This window comes from Aurantimonas coralicida DSM 14790 (assembly GCF_000421645.1).
Taxonomy (GTDB): Bacteria; Pseudomonadota; Alphaproteobacteria; order Rhizobiales; family Rhizobiaceae; genus Aurantimonas; species Aurantimonas coralicida.
Window position 1 is genome coordinate 525,177 of the sequence record NZ_ATXK01000001.1, and the last position, 25,386, is coordinate 550,562.

Genomic DNA, 25,386 nt, shown 5'->3' on the forward strand with positions numbered 1-25,386 from the left:
TCATAGCCGCCCTGAAGACGGCGAGCTGAGACGCCGGGCACCCCTCGTGGTTCGACAGGCTCACCATGAGGGGTTCCTGAACCGCCGCGTCTAGATGCCAGGTGCTGCCGCTTCCAGGCTCCCAAGCTCCCAACCACACCGGCACTCTGGCTCGCTGGCACGCTGGCAGCACCTTCGGCTTCCCGGCTCCTCGTCTATCGTCCAGACGCGAACCGCGCAGGCCGCTAGAGCCGGCACGCCATCCCCTTCACCCTCATGGTGAGCCTGTCGTACCACGAGGGTGACGCACCACCGCCCAGATCCCGATTGCCTCGCCCCGCCAGATCCCTCATCCTGAGCCTGTCGAAGGGTGAGCCTGTCGAAGGATGAGCTTGTCGAAGGATGAGCCTGTCGAAGGATGAGCCTGTCCAAGGATCAGCCCACCGAAGGCCGCACCCCGCCACCAGACCGGGACCAGCCCATGCCGCTCGAAGCCACGGTCTACATCCTGCGCTGCGTCGACGGCTCCTACTACACCGGCCTCACGAAACAGCCGGTCGAAGCCCGGCTGTGGGAGCACAATGAAGGCCTCTATGACGGCTACACGCGCAAACGCTGCCCCGTCGTCCTGGTCTTTACCGAAACCTACGATCGCATGCTCGACGCCATCGCCCGCGAGCAGCAGATCAAGGGCTGGACCCGCGCCAAGAAGGAAGCGCTGATCGCCCGGCGCTACCACTGCCTCCCCACCCTCGCCGCCACCCGCACCGGCCCGGACCTCCGCCGACAGCCACCCGCCACGCTTGACTGACGCAACGATCCGCCGCCCCCTGCACCCTCATGGTGAGCCTGTCGAACCATGGCGACAACGCACCAGCCTGCCGGCCAGCGATGAGGATACCCAACCGTGTTCGACATGATCGGCGACGTCGTCGGCTACACCACCGCTCGATACCTCCTGCCCGCCCTGAGTTTCGGCAAGCTCAGGGTCCAGACGCTCCGCAGCAGCGAGGGTGGCTTCAACTGGTTCGGCTTCCGACGCGAAACCGATGGCAGCATACTGGTCGAGTCCAACATGGCGGGCTGGTTCGGACTGTTCGTCTGGATCACCGCGCTCGTCGTGCTGATCGTCTTCGTTAAGGGTTGATTTGCGGGTCCCGGTACCAGAGCCACCAAATGAAACAGGTGCTTAGGGTGGTTGCGGACCGTCCGAAACCTCAAGAGGTCGTCTGTTCGCCTTCAAGATTCGTATGGATGGAGCGAGGGCGCAACTGGAGGCGCATTACTGGGGCACCCATTTGCCCGGCTATACGCATTGTATATCTGGATCTCTTCATTCAAGATCTAGGCAATTCATCATGCAACTTCGTAGTTGCGGATGAGTATATTCCGAACAGCAACCCTATATCATACTATCCACCAAATAATATCGATCAATAACAACCCACCATGCCGTAATATTAATCTGAGAGGCGGATCATGATCAGAATTTCTCTTAGCTACATTTACAATTTAGCAACTCGTATCGAACCACTCGGCGCCCTGACTGTTCAAGAGACACCATATCGAATTATTCAGCTTCCTGCACTGACGGCCCAGAACGCTATTCAAGAACTATATACAAACACGTTCTACGCCCCACACCTTCGCGTTTCGTACGGTTGGTCGCAAGACCTATTCAACCGGCTTCATTCCATAACCAGCGATCCAGATCTCGAACGAATGATTACGCATTTAGAGATGCTTGCACTTAAAACATCATTCGAACAGTATAAAGTAACACTATTGTCAGAACTCGCTATAATTCACGCATATTTCGTGTCTCAAAAGGGCGCCTACGACTCATGGTCTCTTCTGATCAATGGGGAAACCATGTTCCCTAATGATCTGGGAGTTAAAGTTCCTGATGCGATATTTGACGCACGTGAGGCTGGCAAGTGTCTCGCGTACGAGAATTCGACAGCTGCGGGGTTTCATGTTTTCCGCGTTCTAGAAACCGTCCTTAGGAGATACTACGCTCAAGAGGTAAGCGGTAAAGCGCCGCCGAAAGTTCGCAACATCGCTGTGTACGTGAATGCGATGAAACAGGCTGGGAAGGGCGACGAGAATATTCTCTTTTTGCTGCGGGAAATCTCCAACCGGTTCCGCAATCCCCTTATACATCCGGATGTGATCCTATCCACTGATGACGCAATCGCCATCTTTGGCTTGGTGGGGACTGCAGTGACTGAAATGCTTAAGTCGCTTTCAACCGTACCGCCGACGACCACTAGCCCACTTGCTGCACTTTACTCAGCGCCGGGCTCCGGGAAAGAGCCAGCTTCATAAAGTATAAATTTCTCGGCGAGAGGTTGCTACCAATTGCAGAGAAGTTACGGAACTTATTTGGATTACGCTTTGACAATGGCATCTGCCAGATCGGCACTTTGCAGCGCTTAAGCCTTCTTCGCCTAGGCAGATCACTGCAACGAGCCGTTGCACGCCCGCTAAACGCGGCTCCGGAGACGCAAGGACGTGCTGCATTTGATAATCCGGTTGGCTTACCCCACAAAAAACTTCTCCCCACCCTCCCCACCTCCCGCATCATCCTTTCACCGCCGGCCCGCGAAACGGGCGCGAATGATCACCGGGATCGTTCGGGGGCCAAGGGAGCAATCCTGGCGGGCGGTGCCGGTTCATGTCGCCTCCGGAGCGGCGGAACCGGGCCGGTGACGGCCGAGCCGGCCTTCCGTTCTGCGGGGAAGGCGGCACGTTGCCGGGCGGGAGGTCGTGCTCCTGCCGGCAGCTTCCCGGAACCCTTCGCCCCGGCTTAAGCCGGCGGCGGCGGGGGAATGGTTCGGCGGCGGACGGGTGACGAGACCCCGCCCGCGTTTCCGGCACCCACCGCGCGGCACGCCGGAGGCGGACCGTAAGACCAAGACATCGGAGGGTTCGCCTCCGGCGCGCCGTCGCCCGTCCCGCCCCATGGCGGAGCCCGGGGCGGCCAGACGATCCCGCCGAAACGGCCCCCGGCCGCCGCAGCGGGAGACGGGCCAGTCAGGCTCCGGCCCGGATCGGGCGCGGAAATGCGTCCGCGCGCCTTCATCTTGGGCCGCGCATCGGCTAGACACCGCGGCTTCCGATTCGCCGTCCCGCCCTGCCCCGACTGCTTTGCCTGCGCCCCGTCCCGTTCCGGGCGCGCGGGCGATTCCTTCCGCGAGTTTCACCAATGCCCCGCTTCCCCGGCCTCGATTTCGGCACCACCAATTCCACCCTGGCGCTTGCGGCGCCCGGCGGCGCGCCGGCGCTGGTGCCGGTCGAGGCGGACAGCCCGACCATCCCGTCGGCGCTGTTCTTCAGCCTCGAGGATGGCGGCACCTATTTCGGACGCGCCGCCATCTTCGAATATGTCGACGGCGCCGAGGGCCGCTTCATGCGAGCGCTGAAATCGATCCTCGGCACCTCGCTGATGGCCGAGACCACCCCGATCGGTCGCCAGCGCATGAGCTTCGAGGCGCTGATCGGCCGCTTCCTGAAACATCTGCGCGGAAAGCTGGAGGCCGAGGCCGCCCGCAGCGAGGGCGGGCCGGACGCCGTCGCCATCGACCGCGTCGTGCTCGGCCGGCCGGTGCATTTCATCGACGACGATGCGGGCGCCGACCAGACCGCCGAGGACCAGCTCGCCGCCGCCGCCCGCGCCGAGGGGTTCAGCCACATCGAGTTCCAGTTCGAGCCGGTCGCCGCCGCGCTCTATTATGAGAGCCGGATCGAGGCCGAGCAGCTCGCCCTGGTGGTCGACATCGGCGGCGGCACCTCGGACTTTTCGGTGGTGCGCCTGTCGCCCGAGCGCGCGAAATCCGCCGCCGGCGACCGGCTGGACGACATCCTCGCCTCGACCGGCGTTCATGTCGGCGGCACCGATTTCGACCGGGTGCTGTCGCTGGCCCGGGTCATGCCGGGTCTCGGCATGGGCAGCCACACCGCCGACGGCAAGCGCCGCATGCCGGTCTGGTACTTCAACGACATGGCCACCTGGCACCGGGTCAACACGCTCTATACCGCCAAGATCCTGCGCGACATTCGCGGTCTCGCCCGCGAGGCCGCCGAGCCGGAGAAGCTCGCCCGCTTCGAGCATCTGCTCGTCCACCGCTCGGGCCATCGCCTCGCCGGCGCCGTCGAGACCGCCAAGATCGCCCTCAGCGAGACCGATGCGACCACGATCCGGCTGCAGGAGCTCGGCCTGCTCCTGGAGGCGCCCGCCACCCGCGCCGAGTTCGAGGCCGCCTCCGCCGAGCTGGTCGGCCGGATCGGCGGCGCCATCGACGACGCGCTGACGACGGCCGGGGTCGGGCCGCAGGCGATCGAGACGGTGATCCTGACTGGCGGCGGTGCCCAGGTGCCGGCCGTCCGCGCCGCCGCCACCGCCCGCTTTCCCGCCGCCCGCATCGCCCAGTCCGACGCCTTCGGCTCGGTCGGCCTCGGCCTTGCGATCGACGCCGCCCGCCGCTTCGCCTGAGCCGGAACGGCCACCGGCGAGCGGCCGGCCGGCTGCGACCACAGGACGCGGTTTTCCGCCGGATTCTACCGGCCGGGTTGTGCCCGGTTAACGAATTCCGGCGATACTCTTGCAAGGAACAGACGCGGTGAGAGCTATGGGCAGTTTGCTGGCCAGATGGGGCAAGGCGACCGGCTTTCAGGGTCGCGACAAGCGCAGCGCCCGCCGGGTGCGCACGCGGCTGCGGCCCCAGCGCGTCCTCTCCATGCGCAACGCCATCATCGCCGATTGCGCCATGGTCGACCGCTCCGACAGCGGCGCCAAGCTGCAATTCATCGTCGATGTCGATCTGCCGCGCATCTTCCTCCTGCAGGATCTCGCCGAGGGGACCACCCACGAGGTCGAGTTGATCTGGAGCCGTCCGGGCCAGGCCGGCGTGCGCTTCACCCACCACCCGGCCCCGTGCGGCACGTCCTCCGCCAATAGGTGACTCCCTCCCCGCCTGTGCTATCTGCCGGGCGCAATCCATTTGGAGGGAAACACCATGCTGACACTCGACAAGGCCCGCATCATCATCGCCGAGGCCATGAAGATGGGCGCCGCCAAGGGCTTCAAGCCGCTGACCGTGGCCGTTCTCGACGCCGGCGGCGCGCTGATCGCGCTGGAGCGCGCCGACGGCTCGGCCCGCATGCGCCCCGACATCGCCACCGGCAAGGCCAATGGCGCCATCGCCATGGGCATGGGCTCGCGGGCGATCTGGCAGCGGGCCGAGCAGCAGCCCTATTTCATCCAGTCGATGAACGCCCTGGCCAAGGGCGTGCTGGTGCCGGTGCCGGGCGGCGTCCTGATCCGCGGCGAAGGCAATGTCATCCTCGGCGCCGTCGGCATCACCGGCGACACCTCCGACAATGACGAGGCCGCCGCCACCGCCGGCATCGAGGCCGCCGGCTTCACCGCCGACGGCGGCTGAGCCTTCCGTCCAGCGATTCCGATGCGGCGGGGAAATCTCGCCGCATCGACACCGCCCACCGATCTTTTTGTCGTCCCGCCTGAAACAATTCGCCCCGCCTCACCGAAGCTTGTGTTGAGCCCGCAGCCTCCGATCGCGCACCAATGGTGCCGACACGGGCGGCGGCCCCAGACCAGCAAGGGAACGAGACCATGGCAGGACGAACCGGATTCGCATTGGCGGGCCTCGCCGCCGCAGCCCTCGCGGCAGGCGCCAGCCTGATGCCGAGCGGCGTCGCCGCCCAGAGCACCGAGACCGCGATCTTCGCCGGTGGTTGCTTCTGGTGTGTCGAGAGCGACTTCGACCACGTCGCCGGCGTCCTCGACACCACCTCCGGCTATATCGGCGGGCAGAACCAGAACCCCACTTACCAGAACCACCCCGGCCACGTCGAAGCGGTGAAGATCACCTACGATCCGAAGCGCGTCAGCTACGATCAGCTGCTCAACGTGTTCTGGCATTCCGTCGATCCGACCGACGCCGGCGGCCAGTTCTGCGACCGCGGCCACGCCTATACGACGGCGATCTTCGCGACCGATCAGAGCCAGGTGCAGAAGGCCAAGGCCTCCAAGGCCGCCATCGCCAAGGATCTGCCGAAAGTGGTGACCCCCATCAACTCGGCCCCGACCTTCTGGCCCGCTGAAGGCTACCACCAGGATTACTACAAGAAGAATGCGCTGAAATATAAGTACTACCGCTTCAGCTGCGGTCGCAACGCCCGGGTCCGGGACGTATGGGGCGACAAGGCCTATCAGGGCATCAAGGACGCCATGGGCTGATCGCCCACCTGCGCCAAGCCTGTCACCCGTCTAGAGGATGAGCCCCATGCGATCTCCCATCGGCGCAATCGCCACCGTCACCGCCGCGCTGCTCGTCATAAGCATGCCGGCTAGGGCGGCGGATGACTGGGTGACGAAGCAGAGTGCCAGGTCGGTGGCGGACACGGTGTCCGCCCTGACCGCGGCGGTAAACAAGGCCGGTGCAAAGGTCATGGCGACCGTCGATCACCAGGCCAACGCCGCGACCATCGACACCGGGATCCCGGCGACGACACTGGTCATCTTCGGCAATCCGAAGCTCGGCACGCCGCTGATCGCCGAGAACCGGCGCGTCGCCATCGACCTGCCCCAGAAGGTACTGGTCTGGGAGGAGGACGGCGTCACCATGCTTGGCTATGTCGATCCGGCCGAGCTTGCCGAACGCTACGGCTTCGCACCCGACCATCCGTCGATCAAGGCTATGCAGGGCGCGCTGGACAAGCTGACGACCGCGGCATCGGCGGACCAGTAGCGGTCCGCCGCCCCGGCGCTGCTCAGCGCTTCATCGGCTCGATCCAGATCTCGCCCGTCAGCACGTTCTCCGGCTGCGAGATCGCGTATAGGACCGCACCGGCGACGTCGTCGGCCTGCATGGCGTCGGGTTTGCGCTGGTCGAAGAAGGGCGTGTCGACCATGCCGGGCTCGATCAGCGTCACCTTCACCCCGTCGTCGCGCAGTTCCTCGCGCAGGTTCTGGCCGTAGCCGGTGATCGCCCATTTGGTCGCGCCGTAGATCGACCCGGCAAGCACCTTGCGGCCGGCGATCGACCCGGTGAGGACGTAATGCCCCTTTGCTGCGACGACGGCATCATGAGTCGCCTTCACCGTGTACATGACGCCGAGCACATTGGTGGTCACCATCCGGTGCCAGTCCTCGACATCCCCCTTGGCCGTGCCGGACGAATTGGAACCGACCCCAGCATTCGCGAACACCACGTCGATGCTGGCGAAGCGCTCGAGCACCGCCGCAGTCATCGCCTGCTGCGCGGCGTAATCGCTGACGTCGCAGGCAACTGCCATCGCGTTGTCTTCGCCGAGTTCGGTGACGAGACCATCGAGCTTGTCCTTCGAGCGGGCCGCAAGGGCGACCCGATAGCCGGCCGCGACAGCACGTCGCGCCGTCGCGGCACCGATCCCGGTCGAGGCGCCAGTGATGAGCATGGTCTTCATTTTGATACTCCGTTGAATCCGTTCGGGTCGTTGCCGTCAGGGCAAGACCCGCATCGTCGCGGCAGTTGGGCATCGAACGGATTTTGGGAAGGGCGAGCGCCCGCCGAACGGCATCTTGAACGGGCGAAATCTCCTTGGCGGTTGGTCGCAGATGGAACCGTTATCGGCAGGATCGATTATCGAAGCGAACAACACATTTCGTCCCCCATCGCAGCGAGCGGCGGCGGGACCTGAGCGCAAGGAGCCACCATGGCCAAGACCACCAAGACGAAGATGCACAAGACCATGAACCCGATCTCGGAGAACATCCGCGGATCGATGGTCGAACTCCTGCAGACGCACCTCGCGACCGCCGTCGACATCACCTACCAGACCAAGCAGGCCCACTGGAACGTGAAGGGCATGAACTTCATCGCCGTCCACGAGCTGTTCGACGATCTGCACGAAGAGACCGAGGAATATGTCGACACCATCGCCGAGCGACTGACCGCGATCGGCGGCCAGGCCCACGGCACCGTGCAGGCGGCCTCCGAGAACTCGCTTCTCGACCCCTACCCGCTCGACCTCGTAAAGTCCGAGGATCACCTCAAGCGGCTGACCGAGAGCTACGCCAAGTGGAGCGCGGCCGTCGCGGAGGGCATCGAGGAAGCCTCGGAAGCCGGCGATCCGCTGACCGAGGACCTGCTCACCGCGATCGGCCGTGGCCTCGACAAGGGCATCTACTTCATGGAGAGCCATTTCCAGGCGTAAGCGCCGTCTGAGTGAGCGTGAAACACGAAAGGGCGGTGTCTTGCGACACCGCCCTTTCTCATATCGATGACCTGTGTGTTCGGATCAGGCGATCGTCTGGCCGGTCTTCTTCCAATCGGCCAGGAAGGCATCGAGACCCTTGTCGGTCAGCGGATGCTTCACGAGGCCCTTCAGGGTCGCGGGCGGGACGGTCGCCACGTCGGCGCCGAGCAGTGCGGCTTCACGAACATGGTTCGATGTCCGGATCGAGGCTGCGAGGATCTCGGTCTCGAAACCGTAATTGTCGTAGATCCGCCGGATGTCGGCGATCAGCCCCATGCCGTCGATATTGATGTCATCGAGCCGGCCGATGAACGGCGAGATGTAGGTGGCACCGGCCTTGGCGGCGAGCAGCGCCTGCACCGCCGAGAAGCACAGCGTGACATTGGTCTGGAAACCCTCGTCGGTCAGCTCCTTGCACGCCTTGAGCCCGGCGAGCGTCAGCGGCAGCTTGATGCAGACATTCTCCGCGATGCCGGCAAGGAGCTTGCCCTCGCGGATCATTTCGTCGGTCTCGACCGCGGTGACCTCGGCGGATACCGGACCGTCGACGATCTCGCAGATCTCGGCGATGATATCCTTCATCGGCCGGTCGGCCTTCATGATCAGCGACGGATTGGTGGTCACTCCGTCGATCAGACCCGTTTCGGACAGGTCCTTGATCTCGGAAAGATCGGCAGTATCGACAAAGAATTTCATGGCGCCCTCATTCGGCTCGGTGATCATTCGCGGGATGCATAACAGCCCGGCCCCGGTTCGCGCTACATGCGACCGGCTTCTTCTCTTCATATAGGGGCCGGCGGTCGGCCGAGAACATGCCGGGCGGACTTGCAGATCACCGTATCCGCCGCCAGTTGAGACGTGGCGCCGCCCTGCGAGCGCGGCTTTCCTTTCGAGGGGCCTCCCACCTGCATAGACTGGCCCGCGGCCGCAGCGATTCGAAACCTCGCAGCCCCGCCCACCCAAGTTCTTACGACCGGACGCAGTCATTTGAATCAGACCGGCCAGCTCTTTGCGACGACCACGGTGCCGGTTCTTGTCCCGCTGCCGGGCAATCGGCCGTACTCCTATGCGGTGCCGGACGGCATGTCCGTCCAGCCCGGGTCGATCGTCCAGGTGCCTCTCGGGCCGAGGCAGGTCGCGGGCGTCGTCTGGGATGGGGTCACCGACGATGTCGATCCGCGCAAGCTGCGGTCGATTACCAAGGTGTTCGATTGCCCTCCCCTCGACCACACCATGCGCCGGTTCATCGACTGGGTCGCGGATTATACGCTGTCGCCCCCCGGCCTCGTGGCCCGCATGGCCCTGCGCGCACCTGCGGCCTTCGATCCTGAGCCATGGATCGACGGCATCGCTCTCACCGACACACCACCAAGCCGCCTGACCGAGGCGCGCGAGCGGGTTCTGGCGACGGCAGCCGAAGCCCCGACCTGGGCACGGCTCGGCCTGGCTCATGCCGCGGGGGTCACCACGTCGGTGGTGGACGGGCTGATCAAGCAGGGCGTGTTCGAGCGCGTCCGCCTGCCTCCGCCCCCTGCCGTCGCAGAACCCGACACGACCTATGGCCGTGCCAACTTGAACGAGGACCAGAGAGCGGCCGCTGATGCGCTGGCGGCAACGGTCGCCGTCGATGGCTTCACCGCGACGCTGCTGGAGGGCGTTACCGGTTCGGGCAAGACCGAGGTCTATTTCGAGGCTGTCGCCGCGGCGTTGGAAAAGGGCCGCCAGGTGCTGATCCTGCTTCCGGAGATCGCCCTGACCCAGAGCTTCATCGACCGGTTCCATGCCCGCTTCGGAGCTCCGCCGGCGGAGTGGCATTCCGACGTCCCGCCGCGCCAGCGCGAGAAGGTCTGGCGCCAGATCGCCGAGGGCCGGGTCCGCATCGTCGCCGGCGCACGCTCGGCATTGTTCCTGCCGTTCAACGATCTCGGCCTCATCATCGTCGATGAAGAGCATGATCCGGCCTACAAGCAGGAAGATCGAACCTTCTATCACGCCCGCGACATGGCGGTGGTTCGCGCCTCGATCGGCGCATTTCCGATCATTCTCGCCTCCGCGACACCATCGGTGGAGACGCGCGTCAACGCGGCGTCCGGACGCTACGGTCATGTGCGCCTCACCGGCCGCTTCGCCGAGGCCGCGATGCCGGACCTTTCGCTGATTGACATGCGTAGCGCCCCCCCGGCCAGGGGCCGCTTCGTCTCCCCGGTGCTCGCCACTGCGATCGCGGAAACCGTCGCCAAGGGCGAGCAGGCGCTGCTGTTCCTCAATCGACGCGGTTATGCGCCGTTGACACTGTGCCGGGTCTGCGGCCATCGGTTCCAGTGCCCCGACTGCTCGACCTGGCTCGTCGACCATCGCCTGCGCGGTCAGTTGCAGTGCCACCATTGCGGTTTCGCAGTGCCCCGGCCCGAGGCCTGCCCGGAATGCGGGACGCTCGATCATCTGGTTGCCTGCGGCCCGGGGGTGGAACGCATCGCCGAAGAAATGCTCACCGATTTTCCGGACGCCCGGACGATCCTCCTGTCCTCGGACCTGCCCGGCGGCGCAAGGCGCCTTCGCCGCGAACTCGACGCCATCGCCGATGGGGAGGCCGACATCGTCATCGGCACCCAACTCGTCGCCAAGGGTCACCATTTCCCGATGATGACGCTCGTTGGGGCGATCGACGCCGATCTGGGGCTCGCCAATGGCGACCCGCGTGCCGCCGAGCGTACCTTCCAGCTCCTCCATCAGGTAACGGGCCGAGCCGGACGCAGCGGCGGGCGCGCCAGCCGCGGCATGATCCAGACCTGGCAGCCCGAACACCCGGTGATGCAGGCGATCGCTTCGGGCGACGCGAAGCGGTTCTACGAGCGCGAGGTCAACGAGCGTGAACGCACAAGCCTTCCCCCCTTCGGACGGCTCGCCAGCATCATCGTGTCGGCGAACAGCCGCAGGGAAGCGGAAGAATACGGCCGGGAACTGCGCCGCGCCGCGCCTCAGGATTCCGCGATCGAGGTTCTGGGACCGGCGGAAGCGCCCTTGGCCGTGCTGCGCGGCCGTCACCGGTTCCGGCTCCTCGTCCACGCGCCACGCAAGGCGCATATCCAGGGGTTCCTGCGGGCCCTGATCGCTGCCGCTCCCCGCCCGCGGGGATCGGTACAGATGCAGGTCGACGTGGACCCGCAAAGCTTTCTATAGGACAAGTGGAAGGACGAGCGGGCATGAGGGAGAGAACGATGCGCATGCGGGATGGTGGCACGAAGAAGATCATGGCGGTAGCGATGGCATGCGCGATCGGTCTGCCGGCTTGCGTGCCCGCACTGGCGCAGGACGCATCTTCCGAAAACGCTGTTCGCCTCGAGACATCGCCCTTTGCTCCGCCGAAGCCCGGACAGACGCCGTCGCTGAATGCCACTGAGACGCCACGCGTTCTGGTCCTCGGCCTGATGCACTGGTTTCCGCTGACCAGCCGCTGCACCTTCACCGACCCGAACCGTCATGGGGAAGACACGCTGGAGGGTGCGCCGGCGCCTTTCGTCTTCCTCACCATGGTCGATGGCAGCCAGGCCGGTCTCGAACGCGGCTATGTCATGGCCAACGGTCTCGTGCGTGAACTCGAGAAGGGCCGGACCGCCGCGACCAAGGATGGAGCCGTGGTCACCGTCTGGCGATCGGCCGGCGAACCGCGGATCAACGTCAATCTCGTCATCAGCGTCGTCCGCGACCGGGCCAACGAGACCCCGGAATTCGAGGGAAGCATGACCGTGTACTGGGGTGACAAGAAGGAACAGGTCGAGATCGTCGGCGAGTGCCGGAGCTAACGGGACCGCGCCGACCTGGACCCCACCACTGGACCTTTCCATGGAGCGCGCCAGCTTTGCGGCTTCGCGCCACGGCCGATCGGCTTCACGCGCTTGGATATTGATTCGGCTATGAGGCAGATGACGTGAGTATTGGACTGATCGCGCTGCTCGATGACCTTGCGGGTCTAGCCAAGGTGGCCGCAGCCTCGCTGGATGACGTGGCGGGTCAGGCGGCCAAGGCCGGCACCAAGGCCGCCGGCGTTGTCATCGACGATGCGGCCGTCACCCCGCGCTACGTCACCGGTTTCGCTGCAGAGCGCGAACTGCCGATCGTCGGCAAGATCGCCGTCGGTTCGCTAAAGAACAAGCTGATCTTCCTGCTGCCGATCGCCCTGGCGCTCAGCTACTTCGCCCCCTGGGCGATCACCCCGCTGCTCATGCTCGGCGGCCTCTATCTGTCCTATGAGGGGGCAGAGAAGGTCTATGAGGCCCTGTTCCCGCACAAGGCCCACGCTCACGAGGAAGAAATCGGCAAGGCCGTGAACGCGAAGACGCTGGAGGACCGCAAGGTCACCAGTGCCATCAAGACCGACTTCATTCTCTCCGCCGAAATCATGGCGATCACCCTCTCCGGCCTCGAGGTCGGCGGCTTCTGGACTCAAGTTGCCGTTCTCGCACTCGTCGGCATCGGGATCACCGCCGTCGTCTATGGCAGCGTCGCGATCATCGTGAAGGCCGACGACGTCGGCGTCGCGCTGGCGGGCAACCAGTCGGAATCGATCTTCGGCAGTCTCTTGCGCGGCATCGGTCGTGGCCTCGTGGTTGGCATGCCGTTCTTCCTCAAGGCCCTGACGGTCGTCGGGACCGCTGCGATGATCTGGGTCGGCGGTGGCATCATCGTGCATGGGCTCGAAGGCTATGGCGCGCCGTGGATCGGCCACACGATCGAACATCTGGCGGAAGTCGCTGCCCACGCGGTTCCGGTCCTCACCGGTGCCGTCCACTGGATCGTCTCCGCCACCGGCGCCGGCATCGTCGGCCTGGTGACTGGCGGGGCATTGATTCCCGTGATCGGCTATGTCGTCGCACCGACGTGGAAACGGCTGAACGGCCTCTTCGCCTGAGAGCACTCACCGGCCTTATCCAGGGTCCTCTGCACCGGCTCTTGACGGCCCTTTCACCTTGGCGGGTGCGCCTCTATAAGGCCGCGGGCCAGCCGATCCCGCCAATGGAGCCCCGATGGACTTCGCCCTGCCGCAGACCAACGCCGACATGCTGCCCTTCGGGGCCGCCTGCATCACCATCCTCATGGGCCTGGTCGCACTCTTTGCGCCACGAATCACGCTGCGATTTCTGCGGCTGGAGACACGTCAGACCCATCCGGAAGCACTGGCAGAATCACGCGCGACGATCGCCGGCTTCTGGCTGGGCGTCGGGATCGTCACGGTGGCCTTCTACAATCAGCCCTTCGTTCAGATGGCGCTGGGCGCCGGCTGGCTGTTCACCGGCTTCGGCCGCTTTGTATCGATCCTGTCCGACCGCGGCGCCACCCTGTTCAACTGGGTGTTCCTGCTCGTCGCGCTGGCACTGGCTGGGGCAGCGCTGGCGCCGGTTTTCGGCTTCATCCCCAACTGACGCCGGAATGCGCGAATTTGCGGCCCAAACCGCACCGAAGCCAAGTTGTCGCCGGGAAAACCCTATGCTAGAGGGTCCCCTGTCTTCGGAAGGACGGCGTGACTTGCTCGCGCGCCTCCCGGTATTCAATTAACGGTTTCAAGATTTTGGGGCGATCTCGCTTCGGGGCGCAACGAACAGCTTGAACGGAACGCGAAAGAGAAACGGTCGTCCGTGGCACAATCATCCTCTCCCGTTTCGGGGGTCGCAGACCGCTACGCCCAGTCCCTCTTCGAACTCGCACGTGACAACGGCGCGGTCGAAACCGTCGAGTCCGAGCTCGTCGCTTTTCAGGGACTGATCGACGAAAGCGCCGACTTCCGGCGGCTGGTTGAGAGCCCGGCCTTCACGTCGGGCGAGCAGCTCAGGGCGATCGATGCCGTCATGGCGTCGGTCCAGCCGAGCGAGCTCACCGGCAATTTCCTGCGCGTCGTGGCGGCCAACCGTCGCCTGTTCGCTTTTCCGGGCATGGTCCGCGGCTTCCGCAAGATGGCGGCCGATCACCGCGGCGAGATCGCCGCGGAGGTGACCAGTGCTCATCCCCTCACCGACGAGCAGCGCAGTCAGCTCGCCGAGGCTGTCGGCTCCTACGCCGGCAAGACCGTGACCATGCGCGAAAGCGTCGACCCGGCAATCCTCGGCGGACTCATCGTCCGGATCGGGTCGCGCCAGGTCGACACCTCGCTTCGCACCAAACTCAATTCGCTTAAGCTTGCACTGAAAGAGGTCGGCTGATGGACATCCGCGCCGCGGAAATTTCCGCAATCCTCAAGGACCAGATCAAGAACTTCGGTTCCGAGGCGGAAGTCTCGGAAGTCGGACAGGTTCTGTCGGTCGGTGATGGTATCGCCCGCGTCTACGGGCTCGACAACTGCCAGGCTGGCGAGATGGTCGAGTTCCCCGGTGGCATTCAGGGCATGGCTCTGAACCTTGAAGCCGACAATGTCGGCGTCGTCATCTTCGGCTCGGACCGGGCCATCAAGGAAGGCGACACCGTCAAGCGCACCGGCAACATCGTGGAAGTGCCGGTCGGCAAGGGCCTTCTGGGCCGCGTGGTCGATGGTCTCGGCAACCCGATCGACGGCAAGGGCCCGATCGAGTCCACCGAGCGCCGCCGCGTCGACGTCAAGGCGCCGGGCATCATCCCGCGCAAATCCGTGCACGAGCCGATGTCGACGGGCCTCAAGTCCATCGACGCTCTGATCCCGATCGGCCGCGGCCAGCGCGAGCTCGTCATCGGTGACCGTCAGACCGGCAAAACCGCCATCATTCTGGACACCTTCCTGAACCAGAAACCGGCGCATGACGAAGACCGCGAAGCCGACAAGCTCTACTGCATCTACGTCGCCGTCGGCCAGAAGCGCTCGACCGTCGCGCAGTTCGTTCGCACGCTCGAAGAGCGCGGTGCGATGGAGTATTCGGTGGTCATCGCCGCCACCGCGTCCGACCCGGCACCGATGCAGTACATCGCGCCGTTCACCGGCTGTGCCATCGGCGAGTTCTTCCGCGACAACGCGATGCACGCCGTGATCGCCTATGACGATCTGTCCAAGCAGGCCGTCTCCTATCGCCAGATGTCGCTGCTGCTGCGCCGCCCGCCGGGCCGCGAAGCCTATCCGGGCGACGTCTTCTACCTGCATTCGCGCCTGCTGGAGCGTGCCGCCAAGCTCAATGACGAGCTGGGCGCAGGTTCCCTCACCGCACTGCCGGTCATCGAGACCCAGGCCGGCGACGTGTCGGCCTACATTCCGACCAACGTGATCTCGATCACCGACGGCCAGATCTTCCTCGAGACCACGCTGTTCTTCCAGGGCGTCCGCCCGGCAGTGAACGTCGGCCTTTCGGTGTCGCGCGTTGGTTCGTCGGCGCAGATCAAGGCGATGAAGCAGGTTGCCGGTTCGATCAAGGGCGAGCTCGCACAGTACCGCGAGATGGCGGCCTTTGCGCAGTTCGGCTCCGATCTCGATGCCGCAACCCAACGTCTTCTCAACCGCGGTGCGCGCCTGACGGAACTGCTCAAGCAGCCGCAGTTCTCGCCGCTGAAGACCGAAGAGCAGGTCGCGGTGATCTTCGCCGGCACCCAGGGCTATCTCGACAAGCTCCGGGTCGACCAGGTCGGCGAGTTCGAAGAGGGTCTGCTGAATTCGCTGCGCAGCGAGCACAAGGCCGTTCTCGACCAGATCGCCACCGAAAAGGCGCTCTCGGACGACCTCCGCGCCAAGCTGAAGTCGGCGATCGACAGCTTCGCCAAGAACTTCGCCTGAGCCAGAAAACCTGCCTGAGCTTCGCCCATTGGGGCGAAGCCAAGCCAGCGGGAGATAGCGCCAAGCCATGGCATCCCTGAAGGATCTGCGGAACCGCATCGCGTCGGTGAAGTCCACGCAGAAGATCACCAAGGCCATGCAGATGGTCGCGGCGGCCAAGCTGCGCCGGGCGGAAGAGGCAGCGCAGGCCGCGCGGCCCTATGCCGACCGCATGGCAGCGGTCCTCGCCAACATTTCCGGCGCCATGGAGGGCGATGGTCCTCCGTTGATGGTCGGGAACGGCAAGGACGATGTCCATCTGCTCGTCGTCTGCACGGCTGATCGCGGCCTGTGCGGCGGTTTCAACTCGTCCATCGTCAAGCTGGCCCGCTCGCATCAGCGCGAGCTGGAGGCGGCCGGCAAGACCGTGAAGTTCATGGTCGTCGGCAAGAAGGGCTGGGACCAGATGCGCCGCGATCTGGCCTCCAAGGTCATCGAGCGCACTGACCTTCGCGAAGCCAAGCGTGTCGGCTTCGAGCACGCCGAGGAGATCGGCCAGACAATCATCGATCTCTACGAAAAGGGCGAGTTCGACGTCTGCTCGGTGTTCTACTCCGCGTTCCAGAACGTCGTGACGCAGATCCCGACGCGTCAGCGCCTGATTCCCGCATCGGTCGATACCGGCGCCGAAGAGAACGTCTCCACGATCTACGAGTACGAGCCTGAGCCGGGCGAGATCCTCGAGGACCTCATCCCGCGCAACATCAAGATTCAGGTCCTGCATGCATTGCTGGAGAACGCGGCATCCGAACAGGGTGCGCGGATGTCGGCGATGGACAACGCCACGCGCAACGCCGGGGACATGATCGACCGTCTGTCGGTCTCCTACAACCGGCAGCGTCAGGCGCAGATCACGACGGAACTGGTCGAAATCATTTCGGGCGCCGAGGCGCTCTAGGTATCTGAGAGGAGGCCACCGATGGCTGACAACACAAACACAACCGGCTCGACGGGCCGCGTCGCCCAGGTCATCGGCGCCGTCGTCGACGTGGAGTTCGACGAAGGCCTGCCGGCGATCCTGAACGCTCTCGAGTGCGACAACCATGGCAACCGCCTGGTGCTCGAGGTCGCGCAGCATCTCGGCGAGAACACCGTTCGCACGATCGCCATGGATCTGACCGAGGGTCTGGTTCGCGGCCAGCCGGTCACCGATACCGGCGGCCCGATCGAGGTGCCGGTCGGTGACGGTACGCTCGGCCGCATCATGAACGTCATCGGCGAGCCGATCGACGAAGTCGGCCCGATCAAGTACGAATCCAAGCGCGGCATCCACCAGGAAGCCCCGGCCTATATCGAACAGTCGCCGGAGAGCCAGATCCTGGTCACCGGCATCAAGGTCATCGACCTCCTGGCTCCCTATGCCCGCGGCGGCAAGATCGGCCTGTTCGGCGGCGCCGGCGTCGGCAAGACCGTTCTGATCCAGGAACTGATCAACAACGTCGCCAAGGCGCACGGCGGTTATTCCGTCTTCGCCGGCGTCGGCGAGCGCACCCGCGAAGGTAACGATCTCTACCACGAGATGATCGAATCCGGCGTGAACAAGGACCCGCACGAGAACAACGGTTCGGCCGAGGGTTCGAAGGCTGCGCTGGTCTACGGTCAGATGAACGAGCCTCCCGGTGCCCGCGCCCGCGTCGCGCTGACCGGTCTGACCATCGCCGAGCATTTCCGCGACCAGGGTCAGGACGTTCTGTTCTTCGTCGACAACATCTTCCGCTTCACCCAGGCGGGTTCCGAGGTGTCGGCGCTGCTCGGTCGTATTCCGTCGGCCGTGGGCTATCAGCCGACGCTGGCGACCGACATGGGCCAGATGCAGGAGCGCATCACGACCACCAACAAGGGTTCGATCACCTCGGTGCAGGCCATTTACGTGCCGGCCGACGATCTGACCGATCCGGCTCCGGCAACGTCCTTCGCCCATCTGGATGCGACGACGGTTCTCAACCGCGCCATCTCCGAAAAGGGCATCTACCCGGCCGTGGATCCGCTGGACTCCAACTCGCGCATGCTGTCGCCGATGATCATCGGTGAGGAGCATTACGATGTGGCCCGCCGCGTCCAGGAAATCCTGCAGAAGTACAAGTCGCTGCAGGACATCATCGCCATTCTCGGCATGGACGAGCTGTCCGAAGAGGACAAGCTGACGGTGGCCCGCGCCCGCAAGATCGAGCGCTTCCTGTCGCAGCCCTTCTTCGTCGCGGAAGTCTTCACCGGCGCGCCGGGCCAGCTGGTTCCGCTGGAAGACACGATCAAGTCGTTCAAGGGCCTCGTGGCCGGCGAATACGATCATCTGCCGGAAGCCGCCTTCTACATGGTCGGCTCCATCGAGATGGCCGTCGAGAAGGCTCAGCGCCTGGCTGCGGAAGCCGCGTAAGCCTGAACGACCGAACTGAAGGAAAGCGGGCAGCGTCCGCTTTCCCCATTCCATGAAGTGCTCTGCCGCCATTGTCGGTGCGGAGCCAGACAGGCAAGCGACAGATGGCTGACAGCTTCCAGTTCGAACTCGTCTCTCCCGAGCAGCTGCTCCTGTCGGAAGCAGTGACGGCGGTCAACGTGCCCGGCGCCGAAGGCTATTTCACGGTCATGGCGCATCATGCGCCGGTCATGACGACGTTGAAGCCGGGTGTCGTCGTTGCGACTCTCGAAGGCGGCGCGGAACAGCGGATCTTCGTTCTCGGCGGCTTCGCTGACGTCAACGAGAATGGCTTCACCCTGCTGGCCGAGCGTGCGACCCCGGTCGACCAGCTCGACAGTGCCGAGCTCGACGGCCAGATCCGCGACGCGGAAGAGGATGTCGCCGACGCCGTCACCCCGGAGGCGAAGGCCAAGGCGCAGCATTCCCTCGCGCAGCTTCGCGAAGCTCGGACCGCCGCCGGCGTCTGACGGCGACGACCAATTGATCGACAAAGGCCGGCTCTCAGCCGGCCTTTTTTTATGGCGTGTCGGCCCCGCGCTTTCCACGGCGCCGGTCACACGAGCCGATTCAGGCGGTGAAATCGCGGAACGCCTCGAAGACCCGGCCGTATACGTCGCGCTTGAAGGGGACGATCAGCTCGAAGACCTCGCTTGCCGGCTTCCAGGCCCAGTCGTCGAACTCGGCGGCGTGCCCATCAGGCGGCGGATTGATGGAGATCTCGCTTTCGTGGCCTTCGAAGCGGAATGCGAACCAGCGCTGGGTCTGGCCGCGATAGCGCCCCTTGAACGCGACGCCCACGAGCTGGGGCGGCAGATCGTAGTCGATCCAGTCCGGAGCCTCATGGAGCAGCGAGACCGATCGCATGCCCGTTTCCTCGAAGAGTTCGCGTTTCGCCGCTGGCAGGGGCTCCTCGTCCTTGTCGATGCCCCCTTGGGGCATCTGCCACAGTTGCGACGCGCCGGACATCTCGCCTTGGTCCTCGATCAACCGCCGGCCAACCCAGACGAGCCCTTCCTTGTTCAGCACCATGATCCCGACGCAGGGTCGGTAGGGCAGGTTCTCGAATTCGATAGGCTTCATCGTTCACCAGTGTTCGTTTGGCGGGAGCCATCGCTCCCCTCCCCTGCGATTATCGGGCAGGGTGCCATGCGAACAAGGGGAGCCGAGCCGAGCCGTGCGACGAACCCGTGAGTGCCACTCACCGCAGGCAGTCGAATCAACCGCGTCAGCGACGCTCGGGATCGTTGGCGAGGGCCGACAGGGGCACGATCTCGATCCCGCGTCCGCGTGCCTCGCCGATCCACTTCGCAATGGTGGCGACACTGACATCAAAGGCCGACGCAACGCCGATCGCGGTCCCTTCGGCGCGGGCGATCCGCTCCAGCGTGTCGAGCTGACTGCGGATATCCGCCGGATCCTGCGATCGGTCGATCGACAGGTCCGACACCGCCGCGGGCACGCTCTGCAGTTGCGCGGTGTCGGCCGCCACCGAACGCAGGGACGACGCGTCGTCGAAGAACATCAGGCCACGCCGGCCGAGTTCGGCGATCAACGGCTCCATGGCGGCGGGCTCGGCGACGAAGCGCCCACCCATGTAATTCATGATGCCGACATAGTTGGTGATGGTCGCAAGAGAGGCGTGGAGCGCGCTCAGGTCGCCGGCAGCGGCATCGTCGACAGTGAGCGTGTCCTCGCCCGGATCGACCTGCGGATAGCCGACAGGCTCCAGTGGCACCTGCAGAACCAGCTCATGGCCGCTGCGACGGGCCTCCTGCATCCACCGATCGAGACTGTTGCCGGATGGCGAAAAGCCGAATGTCACTCCGGGCGGCAGCGACTCGATGGCGTTCATCGTCCCCGTCTGGCTGATGCCAAGGCCACCCACGACGATGGCAATGCGCGTTCCGGGCTTTCCGCTCCAGGCCCCGGCGTAGACATCGTAGGGGCGCCGCCCGTCCGGCGCGCGCGCGGGCAGCGGCCCATAGGCGCTGTCTTCGATGAGCGCATCGTCGGGCATGTGGGCGGTACTGGGGTTCTGACGGAGCGACTGCGGATCCTCGACGCGAAAGCCGACACCGCCACGCGGTGGCGGTGCGGTATCCGAGCCGGAAATCACTACAGGGAGCTGTTCGCGCACGACAGGCGCCGGGCGCGCAGCAACGACGGTCGGGGCAGGTTCAGACGATGCCGCGACGGCAAAGCGATCCACCATCCGCGGTTCGGGTTGGCCGAACAGGGCGATGGCGGCGGAGCCGGCAATGATCGTCGTCGCCGCGCAGGCGAACCCAATGGTCGCGCCCGACAGCCGGCGCCGCCGGATCACGCCGTCGTCGAGGTCGAGACCGAGAGGCTGATAAAGGGGACCGCGCATTGATCTCGTTTAGCGAGCCAAGCTGGAACGGGGCTCGCGGGACGTAGCAGGACTACTGACCATCAGGCGATAGATAGCAGAAGGCCCGGCCGTCCAAGGGACGACCGGGCCTGTATTTCACCGGATCGCTGGAGGCAACGACCGGATCAGTTGGCCGCGTTGGCTTCCTGCTTGGGCGGGAACATCGCGTTCGACTTCACGCCGTTCAGAAGATCGAGGGCATACTGCAGCTGCAGATCGTCCTCTTCCTCCGGCGGCACGTAGTCGAGCGAACCGGAGCCCTCGTCGGTCTCCTCGTTGCCGGTGATGTGGCCACGCAGGGAGGATTCGCCCCGCGTCAGGTCGTCCTCGGCATCGAGGCCCATCTGCTCGCGGATTTCCGGCGGCAGCGGCTGCTCGACGGTGATGTCCGGATCGATGCCGCGACCCTGGATCGAGCGGCCGGACGGCGTGTAGTAGAGCGCCGTCGTCAGCCGCAAAGCACCGTTGGCACCAAGCGGGATGATGGTCTGCACGGAGCCCTTGCCGAAGGAACGCGAGCCGACGATCGTTGCGCGGCGCTGGTCCTGCAGGGCACCCGCGACGATCTCCGAGGCCGACGCCGAACCGCCATTGACCAGGACGACGAGCGGCTTGCCGTCGATCTCGTCACCCGAGCGCGCGTTGTAGCGGCGGGTCTCATCGGCGTTACGACCACGGGTCGACACGATCTCGCCCTTGCCGAGGAACGCATCGGACACCGAAACGGCCTCGTCCAGAAGGCCACCCGGATTGCGCCGCATGTCGAGAATGTAGCCCTTCACCTTGTCGGCGCCGATCTTCTCCTCGATGTCGGCGATGGATTCTTCCAGGCCGACCGTCGTCTGCTCGTTGAACTTCATCAGCTTGATGTAGCCGATGTCACCCTTCACCGAGTGGCGCACCGACGGCACCTTGATCTCGTCGCGCGTCACGGTCAGGCGTACCGGCTTATTGGCGCCTTCCCGGATGATGACCAGATCGACGCTGGTGCCGATGTCGCCCTTCATCCGGTCGACCGCTTCGCCGAGCGTCAGTCCGCGAACCTGCTCGCCGTCGATCTCGGCGATGAGGTCGCCGGCCAGGATGCCGGCCTTGTCGGCAGGCGTACCGTCGAAGGGAGAAACGACCTTCACCAGCTCGTCTTCCATGGTGACTTCGATACCAAGGCCACCGAACTGGCCACGGGTCTCGGTCCGCATGTCGGCGGCCTGCTCGGCGTTCATGTAGCTCGAATGCGGATCGAGCGACGTCAGCATGCCGTTGATCGCCGTCTCGACCAGCTTCTGGTCGTCCGGTTCATCGACATACTGGGCGCGAACCCGTTCGAACACGTCGCCGAAGATCGCGAGCTGCCGATAGGTGTCGGAACCTGCAGCATTCGCAGCACCGGCGTTCTGACCGACCACGGTCATTGCCGTTGCCCCCATCAGCGCCCCGGCAAAGAGTATCGAGAGCTTACGAATCATTCCTCGTCCTTCCAGAGGGTTGGTCGATCCACCAAGGTGACGGATCCACCGGCTTTCCGTCCTTTCGGAACTCGACGTAGAGCGCGGGCTCCGAGACACCGAATTCGGCAACTGCAATACTCGCCAGGCGCTTGGCCCCCATCGTCGCGACAGGTTCCCCGGCCGACACGAACGAGCCCGGTTCCACATCGATCCGGGCCATTCCGGCCAAGACCACATGATAGCCGTCGCCCGCATCAAGGATCAATAGTTGCCCGTAGGAACGGAAGGGTCCGGCGTAGAGCACATTCGCGTCTGCGGGGGCGGTGACGACGTCCTGCGCGCGGGCAGCGAATGATGCTCCGGTGGTTTCGCGGCCGATGTCGTCCTTCTCCCCGAATCCGATGAGCTGCTTGCCAGCTACCGGCCTCGACAATCGTTTTTTCATTGTCGAAAATGCGGCGGATGGCGCAAGTCGCGGCGCCTGACGGCGAAGTGACGCAATATCATAGCGTCCCGCGGACGACGGCCGGGCGACCTTGTCCGCGGACGTATCGAGCGCGGCAACCTCGACCGCCTCTTCGGCGTCCGGGTTCGAAGCGTCTGCGGCCGCTGTCTCCGTGTCAGCATCGGAGGACGTCTCGGCGGATGCGAGGGCAGGACCGTCCTGCGGCGCTTCGTCGCCAGGAAGCGGCACATCCGCCTGTGCAGTCACCAATGCCTCAGGATCGCCATCCGCGCCGATGCGCGCCGTTCGCCGCGTCTCGATGACGTCCTGCTCGCGTTCCAGCCGTTCGGCCTCCAGCCGGGTCGCCTGGCTGCGGGCCTCGGCCTCGGCTGCGACACGTGCCAGTTCTCGCGCTTTTTCCTGCGCAGCGCGACGCTCCGCTTCCGCCGCTTCGGTCGCCCTCGCCTGTTCGACATCGGCCTGCAGCGAGGCGATGAGATCCTTGAGATCGGTTGCCTTCGCCGCGAGATCGGCGGCACGCGCTGCTTCGGCTGCGCGACGATCGCGATTGGCCGCTTCCAGCCGCTGCTTTTCGGCGATCAGCCGTTCCAGCCGCTGCTCTTCCTTCCGATGGCGCGTGAGCTGTTCGGCGAAGCGCTGCTTCTCAGCGGAGATCTCGGCCCGCACGGATGCCAGCCGCTCCAGATCAGCGACCAGGGCGGTGGTCTGCTCGTGGATGGCCGGGACCACCGCGCCCAGCAGAATGGCACTGCGGACCGAGCCGAGTGCGTCGTTCGGCTTCACCAGCAACGCGGGGGGCGGCTTGCGTCCCATTCTCTCGAGCGCCGCCAGAACCTGTGCCAGAAGACCGCGGCGCTCGCGCAGCGACGCCTTGATCGTTCCCTCCTCGGTTGCCAGCCTGTCAACGCGCTCTTTCGTCGCCGCGATCTCCCGGCTGATACCCTTCTGGGCCTCGGCGGCCGAAATCATGGCAGCGCGAACACGACCCTGATCCTCGGACAGCGCGGCGATCTCCGCATCCAGCGACCTGATGGTCTCTTCCGACAGTTCGATGCTTTGCGACAGGGCGACGAGGTCGGCGGCAGTCTGGCGTCGCTGACGTTCCAGGACGTCGGAACTCGCCGGTTCGACCGAGCCGACCGCCATTGGATCGAGGTCCGAACGATCCGGCGAGGCTGCGCCATCTTCCGACAGAGCCAAGGATGGCAGCGGATGCAGCGCAGTCATGGCGCACAGCAGGGCAGCAGTGATGCGCCACCGCCGGTGTCTGCGTCCGTCGCCGCCTGTCCGCCCGTTGATCAAGACCGCCCTTTCCCGTGCAAATCGCAGGGATGTCATAGCTGATTTGGAGGATAGAATCAGGCCGTTAACAAGCAATCAACCATCGTCGGACGACAGGCTGCGAACGCCACCGTGCGGGCATATCCACAATCTTGGCTCGCACCTCCCGGCAGCTCCGGTTGAAGCCCCCCGGACCGCATCTCTCGTGCCTCTCCTGCCCCGAAGATCAGCTCCGGTGGTAGGGATGGCCCGCCAGGATGGTCGCCGCGCGGTAAAGCTGCTCGGCGATGAGAATGCGCGCGATCTGATGGGGATAAGTCAGGCGGCCGAGCGACAGCGTCAGATCGGCCGATGATCGGAGGGCCTCGTCATGACCGTCGGGACCGCCGATGAGGACCGCAGCGTCGCGCCGTCCCGCATCGCGAAAATCAGCCAATGCTGCTGCGAACTCTTCCGACGAAAGCGTTCGCCCCCTTTCGTCGAGAACGATCCGCACACTTGCCTCCGCCAAGGGCGCAATCAGCCGCGCCGCCTCGTCGCGCTTGCGTTCGGCCGTCGTGGACAGACGCGATTCGGGGAACTCGGAAAGGCCGGCATAGTCCAGCCCCAGCGCTCCGCCCGTCTTCTTGAGGCGATCGAGGTAGCGATCCGCGAGCTCACGCTCGGGACCGACCTTCATCCGACCGATGGCCGCAATGGTCAGCCGCATCGCCCGAGCTCCTTCTCGGCCGAAGCCTGCTCATCTTTATGTTCTGGCCTCGGGCAGCCTCGCCGCCGCGGTCCAGAAACTGCGGCGTCCCCTTCGGGGGACGCGCAGGGCTCTAGTGTACCGTCGAATCTCCAGCGTCGCCGACCGTCCACATCTTCTCGATATTGTAGAAGCTGCGGACTTCGGGACGGAAGATATGGACGATGATGTCGCCCGTATCGATCAGTACCCAGTCGCCATTCTGCAGGCCTTCCACCTTCATTTCGGACCCGAAGCCTTGCTGCTTGAGGTCGCGAAGGAGGTTGCCGGCGACGGCGCTGACATGACGGTTCGACCGACCGGAGACGATCACCATGTGATCGGCCAGTGCGGACTTGCCCTGCATGTCGATGGAGACGATGTCTTCGCCCTTCGAATCTTCCAGACTCGAGGTGACGAGTTCGATTGCGGACCGGCCAACCGTAGCATCGGTGGCGGGCGCGTCAGAAGGAGAGGTCTCGAAGACGTCCTTCGTTTCAGCCGCAGGTCTCAGTGTCAATTTCCCTTTCCACGGGCGCGGACCAGAGTCCCGATTGGCCCTGATCAGGTCTCATGTAGGCAGCCATCCGTGTCCGTTTCAAGACATCGGGCGCAATCAGCACAACTCCCGTTGCGGCAACAGCACAACGCAA

Annotated in this window: 26 protein-coding genes; 18 read left to right on the forward strand and 8 right to left on the reverse strand. The window is 64.8% G+C overall.

Annotated elements, in window-relative coordinates; all coding sequences use genetic code 11:
• The first annotated feature begins 460 nt into the window (after window positions 1-460).
• From H536_RS22340 to H536_RS0102515, 8 genes are all read left to right on the forward strand, one after another.
• The gene (locus tag H536_RS22340) at window positions 461-790 is read left to right on the forward strand and encodes a GIY-YIG nuclease family protein (RefSeq protein WP_035694518.1); all 330 of its coding nucleotides are present in this window, start codon (window positions 461-463) and stop codon (window positions 788-790) included.
• 96 nt (window positions 791-886) lie between these two features.
• The gene (locus H536_RS0102485) at window positions 887-1,126 is read left to right on the forward strand and encodes a hypothetical protein (RefSeq protein WP_024348957.1); all 240 of its coding nucleotides are present in this window, start codon (window positions 887-889) and stop codon (window positions 1,124-1,126) included.
• A gap of 332 nt (window positions 1,127-1,458) precedes the next feature.
• Window positions 1,459-2,307, forward strand: a complete 849-nt coding sequence (locus tag H536_RS24240; protein WP_155898359.1) for a hypothetical protein — start codon at window positions 1,459-1,461, stop codon at window positions 2,305-2,307.
• 880 nt (window positions 2,308-3,187) lie between these two features.
• Complete coding sequence (locus H536_RS0102495) at window positions 3,188-4,474, forward strand: Hsp70 family protein (protein WP_024348958.1); 1,287 nt, start codon at window positions 3,188-3,190, stop codon at window positions 4,472-4,474.
• A gap of 136 nt (window positions 4,475-4,610) precedes the next feature.
• The gene (locus H536_RS22345; RefSeq protein WP_024348959.1) at window positions 4,611-4,943 is read left to right on the forward strand and encodes a hypothetical protein; all 333 of its coding nucleotides are present in this window, start codon (window positions 4,611-4,613) and stop codon (window positions 4,941-4,943) included.
• A 54-nt stretch (window positions 4,944-4,997) separates the two neighbouring features.
• A complete protein-coding gene (locus tag H536_RS0102505) occupies window positions 4,998-5,423 on the forward strand; it encodes a GlcG/HbpS family heme-binding protein (protein ID WP_024348960.1) in 426 nt (141 codons plus the stop codon).
• 191 nt (window positions 5,424-5,614) lie between these two features.
• The gene (gene msrA, locus H536_RS0102510) at window positions 5,615-6,241 is read left to right on the forward strand and encodes a peptide-methionine (S)-S-oxide reductase MsrA (protein ID WP_051141483.1); all 627 of its coding nucleotides are present in this window, start codon (window positions 5,615-5,617) and stop codon (window positions 6,239-6,241) included.
• 46 nt (window positions 6,242-6,287) lie between these two features.
• Window positions 6,288-6,752 carry a DUF302 domain-containing protein gene (locus tag H536_RS0102515; RefSeq protein WP_051141484.1) on the forward strand — a complete coding sequence of 155 codons (465 nt, stop codon included), beginning with the start codon at window positions 6,288-6,290 and terminating at the stop codon, window positions 6,750-6,752.
• A 22-nt stretch (window positions 6,753-6,774) separates the two neighbouring features.
• Here H536_RS0102515 and H536_RS0102520 read toward each other — a convergent pair whose 3' ends face one another.
• Complete coding sequence (locus H536_RS0102520) at window positions 6,775-7,449, reverse strand: SDR family oxidoreductase (RefSeq protein WP_024348963.1); 675 nt, start codon at window positions 7,447-7,449, stop codon at window positions 6,775-6,777.
• 249 nt (window positions 7,450-7,698) lie between these two features.
• Between H536_RS0102520 and dps the strand changes: the two genes are divergently transcribed.
• A complete protein-coding gene (gene dps / locus H536_RS0102525; RefSeq protein ID WP_035694428.1) occupies window positions 7,699-8,199 on the forward strand; it encodes a DNA starvation/stationary phase protection protein Dps in 501 nt (166 codons plus the stop codon).
• Window positions 8,200-8,283: 84 nt separating this feature from the next.
• Here the strand turns inward: dps and fsa are convergent, their stop codons facing one another.
• Entirely contained in the window at window positions 8,284-8,937 is a 654-nt protein-coding gene (gene fsa / locus H536_RS0102530; protein ID WP_024348965.1) for a fructose-6-phosphate aldolase, read from the reverse strand.
• 291 nt (window positions 8,938-9,228) lie between these two features.
• Between fsa and H536_RS0102535 the strand changes: the two genes are divergently transcribed.
• From H536_RS0102535 to H536_RS0102575, 9 genes are all read left to right on the forward strand, one after another.
• Window positions 9,229-11,421 (forward strand): primosomal protein N', encoded by a 2,193-nt coding sequence (locus H536_RS0102535; RefSeq protein WP_024348966.1) that lies wholly within the window; start codon window positions 9,229-9,231, stop codon window positions 11,419-11,421.
• 23 nt (window positions 11,422-11,444) lie between these two features.
• Window positions 11,445-12,044, forward strand: a complete 600-nt coding sequence (locus H536_RS0102540) for a hypothetical protein (protein WP_155898360.1) — start codon at window positions 11,445-11,447, stop codon at window positions 12,042-12,044.
• 125 nt (window positions 12,045-12,169) lie between these two features.
• Window positions 12,170-13,150: a DUF808 domain-containing protein gene (locus H536_RS0102545; RefSeq protein ID WP_024348968.1), complete on the forward strand. Its 981-nt coding sequence runs from the start codon at window positions 12,170-12,172 to the stop codon at window positions 13,148-13,150.
• A 115-nt stretch (window positions 13,151-13,265) separates the two neighbouring features.
• Window positions 13,266-13,661 carry an AGROH133_08824 family phage infection protein gene (locus H536_RS0102550; protein ID WP_024348969.1) on the forward strand — a complete coding sequence of 132 codons (396 nt, stop codon included), beginning with the start codon at window positions 13,266-13,268 and terminating at the stop codon, window positions 13,659-13,661.
• 213 nt (window positions 13,662-13,874) lie between these two features.
• On the forward strand, window positions 13,875-14,435 hold the full coding sequence (locus H536_RS0102555) for a F0F1 ATP synthase subunit delta (protein ID WP_009208616.1): 561 nt from the start codon (window positions 13,875-13,877) through the stop codon (window positions 14,433-14,435).
• Complete coding sequence (gene atpA, locus H536_RS0102560; RefSeq protein ID WP_024348970.1) at window positions 14,435-15,964, forward strand: F0F1 ATP synthase subunit alpha; 1,530 nt, start codon at window positions 14,435-14,437, stop codon at window positions 15,962-15,964. Before H536_RS0102555 ends, atpA begins: the two co-directional genes overlap by 1 nt.
• A 67-nt stretch (window positions 15,965-16,031) precedes the next feature.
• Complete coding sequence (locus H536_RS0102565; RefSeq protein WP_024348971.1) at window positions 16,032-16,901, forward strand: F0F1 ATP synthase subunit gamma; 870 nt, start codon at window positions 16,032-16,034, stop codon at window positions 16,899-16,901.
• 21 nt (window positions 16,902-16,922) lie between these two features.
• Window positions 16,923-18,377: a F0F1 ATP synthase subunit beta gene (gene atpD / locus H536_RS0102570; protein WP_024348972.1), complete on the forward strand. Its 1,455-nt coding sequence runs from the start codon at window positions 16,923-16,925 to the stop codon at window positions 18,375-18,377.
• Window positions 18,378-18,481: 104 nt separating this feature from the next.
• On the forward strand, window positions 18,482-18,886 hold the full coding sequence (locus H536_RS0102575) for a F0F1 ATP synthase subunit epsilon (RefSeq protein WP_024348973.1): 405 nt from the start codon (window positions 18,482-18,484) through the stop codon (window positions 18,884-18,886).
• A gap of 100 nt (window positions 18,887-18,986) precedes the next feature.
• Here the strand turns inward: H536_RS0102575 and H536_RS0102580 are convergent, their stop codons facing one another.
• From H536_RS0102580 to rsfS, 6 genes are all read right to left on the reverse strand, one after another.
• Entirely contained in the window at window positions 18,987-19,499 is a 513-nt protein-coding gene (locus H536_RS0102580) for an RNA pyrophosphohydrolase (protein WP_024348974.1), read from the reverse strand.
• Window positions 19,500-19,644: 145 nt separating this feature from the next.
• Window positions 19,645-20,742 carry a divergent polysaccharide deacetylase family protein gene (locus H536_RS0102585; protein WP_244495400.1) on the reverse strand — a complete coding sequence of 366 codons (1,098 nt, stop codon included), beginning with the start codon at window positions 20,740-20,742 and terminating at the stop codon, window positions 19,645-19,647.
• A 194-nt stretch (window positions 20,743-20,936) separates the two neighbouring features.
• Window positions 20,937-22,277, reverse strand: a complete 1,341-nt coding sequence (locus H536_RS0102590) for a S41 family peptidase (protein ID WP_024348976.1) — start codon at window positions 22,275-22,277, stop codon at window positions 20,937-20,939.
• On the reverse strand, window positions 22,267-24,027 hold the full coding sequence (locus H536_RS23085) for a murein hydrolase activator EnvC family protein (protein WP_162142642.1): 1,761 nt from the start codon (window positions 24,025-24,027) through the stop codon (window positions 22,267-22,269). The genes H536_RS0102590 and H536_RS23085 overlap by 11 nt, the downstream gene beginning before the upstream one ends.
• 205 nt (window positions 24,028-24,232) lie before the next feature.
• Window positions 24,233-24,715, reverse strand: a complete 483-nt coding sequence (rlmH, locus tag H536_RS0102600) for a 23S rRNA (pseudouridine(1915)-N(3))-methyltransferase RlmH (RefSeq protein WP_024348978.1) — start codon at window positions 24,713-24,715, stop codon at window positions 24,233-24,235.
• A 112-nt stretch (window positions 24,716-24,827) separates the two neighbouring features.
• Window positions 24,828-25,253, reverse strand: coding sequence for a ribosome silencing factor (rsfS, locus tag H536_RS0102605; RefSeq protein WP_009208606.1), 426 nt, complete (start codon window positions 25,251-25,253; stop codon window positions 24,828-24,830).
• Window positions 25,254-25,386 lie beyond the last annotated feature (133 nt).